Below are 4,704 nucleotides of genomic sequence, written 5' to 3'. Positions count from 1 at the left end.
ACCACCCCCCCCCCCCGCCACTGAGGTTTGGGTGTGGGGTTGATCTAGTGGATTCCCCCCCCCCCCCCCCCGGCGCCGGGCGTAGCGGCTGGCGGGCCCGGCCGGCGCCGCCCCCAACTCTCTTTCCCGCTATGGGGGTTTTGCCCCCGTTCCCGGTTACAGGGATTCGAGCATCTCGGTGACCAGGGCGGCGATCGGGGAGCGTTCGGAGCGGGAGAGCGTGACGTGGGCGAAGAGCGGATGCCCCTTCAGCTTCTCGACGACGGCGACCACTCCGTCGTACCGGCCGACCCTCAGGTTGTCCCGCTGCGCGACGTCGTGGGTCAGGACGACCCGCGAATTGGCCCCGATCCGGGACAGAACGGTCAGCAGGACATTGCGCTCCAGCGACTGCGCCTCGTCCACGATCACGAAGGCGTCGTGCAGCGAGCGCCCGCGGATGTGCGTGAGCGGCAGGACCTCCAGCATCCCGCGGTTCAGCACCTCCTCGATGACCTCGCGCCCGGCCACCGCCGAGAGGGTGTCGAAGACCGCCTGCGCCCAGGGGCTCATCTTCTCGTTGGCGTCACCGGGCAGGTAGCCGAGGTCCTGGCCGCCCACCGCGTACAGCGGCCGGAAGACCATCACCTTCTGGTGCTGCCTGCGCTCCAGAACCGCCTCCAGGCCCGCGCACAGCGCCAGCGCCGACTTTCCGGTGCCGGCCCGGCCGCCCATGGAGATGATGCCGATCTCCGGGTCGAGCAGCAGGTCCAGGGCGATGCGCTGCTCGGCGCTGCGGCCGTGCAGCCCGAAGGCCTCGCGGTCGCCCCGGACGAGCCGCACGTTGCCGTCCGGCGTGACCCGGCCCAGGGCCTTGCCGCGTTCGGACTGCAGGACCAGCCCGGTGTGCACCGGCAGTTCGGCGGCCTCCGGTACGTAGAGCCGCTCCTCGGAGTAGAGCAGGTCGACCTGCTCCCCGGACAGCGCGAGCTCGCTCATGCCGGTCCCGCCGGCGTCGGTGATCGCGAGCTCCGCCCGGTACTCCTCGGCGAGCAGCCCCACGGAGGAGGCCTTGATGCGCAGCGGGAGGTCCTTCGAGACGACCGTGACGTCGTAGCCCTCGGCCTGGAGGTTGCGGGCGACCGCGAGGATGCGCGAGTCGTTGTCCCCCAGTCGGAAGCCGGCCGGCAGGACACCGGGGTCGGAGTGGTTGAGCTCGACACGCAGGGTGCCGCCCAGATCGCCCAGCGGGATGGGTGCGTCGAGGCGACCGTAGCGAACCCGGAAGTCGTCGAGCAGGCGCAGGGCCTGACGGGCGAAGTAGCCGAGTTCGGGATGGTGCCTCTTTGCCTCCAGCTCGGTGATCACCACGATCGGGAGCACGACCTCGTGCTCGTCGAAGCGGGAGATCGCGTTGGGGTCTGCCAGCAGGACGCTGGTGTCGAGGACGTAGGTCCGCCTGTCGGGCAGGCGGCGCTTTGTGCTGGTCACCACGGAAGGACGTACCCCCTCGGAAGAGGTCGGGCCATGAAGACCGGACCGGTCATCGGCACCCATGCAGGGGCCGATTTCCGGCCCTCCCACTCCGTCCGTGCGATGGCACGTTCGTCCTGGCGCAAAGGGCCTCCCGGGCGGACGGCCCCATGCCGTCCGCTGAGACTCGACACCCGTGGATCGGGCATCGACCTGAAAGGGATATTCCCCGATCAGGCCCGGCCATGCCATGGCATATGACGGACGCTCGGTGAATCCCTGGTGAAGGCCTTGCACGGAGGGCGCGAGGGGGTGGAGGGGCTCCCGGGGCGGTGCCCGGAGGGGCCCGGGGGCTCCCGAGGGGGCGTCAGGTCATGGCCGGATCCCGGGGGCGGGGACCCGGGGCGGGGACCCGGGGCGGCGGCCGGGCCGCCCGGGATCAGGTCCCGTACCGCCGGTGGCGCGCCGCGTAGTCGCGCAGCGCGCGCAGGAAGTCGACCTTGCGGAAGGCGGGCCAGAACACTTCGCAGAAGTAGTACTCGGAGTGGGCGCTCTGCCACAGCATGAATCCGGACAGCCGCTGCTCGCCGCTGGTGCGGATGACCAGGTCCGGGTCGGGCTGGCCGCGCGTGTAGAGGTGCTCGGCGATGTGGTCGATGTCGAGGACCTCGGCGAGCTCCTCGAAGGAGGTGCCCTTCTCCGCGTGCTCCAGCAGGAGCGAGCGGACCGCGTCGGCGATCTCCTGGCGGCCGCCGTCGCCGACGGCGACGTTGACGAGTATCCCGTCGACGTCGTGGGTGGCCTGTTCGGCCTCCTTGAGCACGGACTGGGTCTGCCCGGGCAGGATGTCGAGGTTGCCGACGTGGTGGACGCGCCAGCGGCCGTCCGCGGCGAGGCCCCGGACCGTGTTCTCGATGATGTTGAGCAGCGGGCGGAGCTCGACTTCGGGCCGGTCCAGGTTGTCCGTGGAGAGCATCCACAGGGTGACGACCTCGACGTCCGTCTCGGTGCACCAGCCCAGCATCTCGGAGATCTTGTCGGCCCCCGCCTGGTGGCCCTGCTCCGTGGTGCCCCCGGACGCCTTCGCCCAGCGCCGGTTCCCGTCCAGGATCACGCCGATGTGCTTGGGCGCCGCGTCATGGTCGATGCGGCCTTCCACCCGGCGTGCGTAGAGCCTGTACACCAGGTCGCGCAGCTTCACGATCTTCCAGCCCCTCCGTGCAATGCCCCCGTGCGAGATGCGGTCCCTCCCCCGAGGCCGCCACATTACTGCGCGGCGGGATCGGGTACCCAACTCGGTCGGTCACAGGTCCGTGATAGGGAGGACAACGTGACTGATAACAATCCCTATCGGGCAGAGCCCTCGCGCTACGACTCCATGCAGTACCGGCGCACCGGCCACAGCGGCCTCAAGCTCCCCGCCATCTCCCTCGGCCTCTGGCACAACTTCGGTGACGACAAGTCCCTGGAGACCCAGCGTGCCATCCTGCGCCGTGCCTTCGACCTCGGCGTCACCCACTTCGACCTGGCGAACAACTACGGCCCGCCCCCCGGCTCGGCCGAGCTCAACTTCGGCAAGATCTTCGCGCAGGACTTCGCGTCGTACCGCGACCAGCTGATCCTCTCCACCAAGGCCGGCTACTTCATGCACGAGGGCCCCTACGGCGAGTGGGGCAGCCGGAAGTACCTGATGAGCTCGCTCGACGCGTCGCTGAAGCGGATGGGCGTCGACTACGTCGACATCTTCTACTCGCACCGCTTCGACCCGGAGACCCCGCTGGAGGAGACCATGGGCGCGCTCGCGTCCGCGGTACAGCAGGGCAAGGCGCTGTACGTGGGCGTGTCCTCGTACACGGCCGAGCAGACGGCCGAGGCGGTGCGGATCCTGCGCGGGATGGGCGTGCGCCCCCTCATCCACCAGCCCTCGTACTCCATGATCAACCGCTGGACGGAGGACGACGGCCTGCTGGACACCCTGGAGGACGCCGGCATGGGCTGCATCTCCTTCGCGCCGCTCGCGCAGGGGCTGCTGACGGGCAAGTACCTCCAGGGCATCCCGGAGGGCTCGCGGGCCGCCGCGGGCAAGTCCCTGAACCCGACGCTGCTCTCGGAGGACGTGGTCCGCCGCCTGCACGGACTGAACGAGATCGCGGGCCGCCGCGGGCAGTCGCTGGCGCAGCTGGCGCTGAACTGGGTGCTCCGGGACGACCGGATGACCTCGGCGCTGATCGGCGCTTCGAGCGTGCCCCAGCTGGAGGAGAACGTGGCGGCACTGGCCGGCGCGCCGCTCTCGGAGGAGGAGCTGAAGGAGATCGACTCCTTCGCCGTGTCCACCCCCGGCACCAACATCTGGGCCCAGCGGGGCTGACCTGCGGTTTCGCGCGGGGAGCGGTGGAAACAAAAAACGGGCCGGTCCGTGGGGGGGGTACGGGCGGTGTGTGTGTGCGGGGGGGGGGGTCTCTGTAAATAACACAGCGGGGGGGGGTGGGGGGGGCGCCCCCCCCCCCCCCCCCCAGGGGGGGGTTCCACCATAACCCTTCGTAAAGCGTTATGCGTGCATCGGCGCAAGATGATTACGCTCCGAAACCGGCCAGCAGCACTCCGGTGAGGGCTCCGGCGGTCATGAAGGGGCCGAACGCGAAGGCCGTCCGACCGCCTCCGGGGCCCTTCAGCACAAGGGCGAGCCCGTACAGGGCCCCGTAGAGGAACCCGAGGAAGGCCCCGGAAGCCCATACCCCCCAGCCGTACCACCCAAGGATGACCCCGAGGGCGAGCGCCAGCTTGACGTCGCCGAAGCCCATGCCGGCGGGGTTGATCAGGAAGAGCAGCAGGTACGCGGCTCCGAGCGCGGCCCCGCCCAGGAGGGCGCCGCACCAGGACCCGCCGGCGGCGGGCGCGAGGGCGGCGGCGCCGAGGCCGAGGGCGGTGGCGGCGGCCAGCGGCAGGGTCAGTACGTCCGGCAGCCGCTGCACGGCGAGGTCGACGAGCCCCAGCAGCAGCAGTACGGGCACCGCGCCGACGAACACGACACCCTCCGGCCGGCCCCCGCCCGCGGCGGCGAGGGCCCCGCACACCACCGCGGACCCGAGGACGGTCAGCGCCGCGGACACCCCGTACCCGTGCACAGCCGCGGCCGCGGCATGCTCCCGCGGCGCGGGGGCGTCCCGCGGGTCCCGCCGCGCGGGGGCGTCCGCCCGGCCCGGGCGGGGCGGGGGCTGCGCGGGGGCGGGGCGGGGCGGGGGCCGGGGGGGG

4 protein-coding genes are annotated in these 4,704 nt (G+C 71.4%); 1 reads left to right on the top strand and 3 read right to left on the bottom strand.

The annotated features are described in order from the left end of the window. Positions 1–156 precede the first annotated feature (156 nt). Positions 157–1,473, bottom strand: a complete 1,317-nt coding sequence (locus ACFXA3_RS31395; protein WP_385192242.1) for a PhoH family protein — start codon at positions 1,471–1,473, stop codon at positions 157–159. A gap of 418 nt (positions 1,474–1,891) precedes the next feature. Next, complete coding sequence (locus ACFXA3_RS31390) at positions 1,892–2,653, bottom strand: isoprenyl transferase (protein WP_385192239.1); 762 nt, start codon at positions 2,651–2,653, stop codon at positions 1,892–1,894. A gap of 129 nt (positions 2,654–2,782) precedes the next feature. Between ACFXA3_RS31390 and mgrA the strand changes: the two genes are divergently transcribed. Then, on the top strand, positions 2,783–3,820 hold the full coding sequence (mgrA, locus tag ACFXA3_RS31385; RefSeq protein ID WP_385192235.1) for an L-glyceraldehyde 3-phosphate reductase: 1,038 nt from the start codon (positions 2,783–2,785) through the stop codon (positions 3,818–3,820). 205 nt (positions 3,821–4,025) lie between these two features. Here mgrA and ACFXA3_RS31380 read toward each other — a convergent pair. After that, positions 4,026–4,704, bottom strand: a 679-nt coding sequence (locus ACFXA3_RS31380) for a prepilin peptidase (RefSeq protein WP_385192233.1), incomplete at its 5' end; no start/stop codon positions are given.

Source organism: Streptomyces sp. NPDC059456, from assembly GCF_042750055.1.
GTDB lineage: Bacteria > Actinomycetota > Actinomycetes > Streptomycetales > Streptomycetaceae > Streptomyces.
Note: the sequence above shows the minus strand (reverse complement) of the source record. Positions and strands in the feature narration are given on the sequence as shown.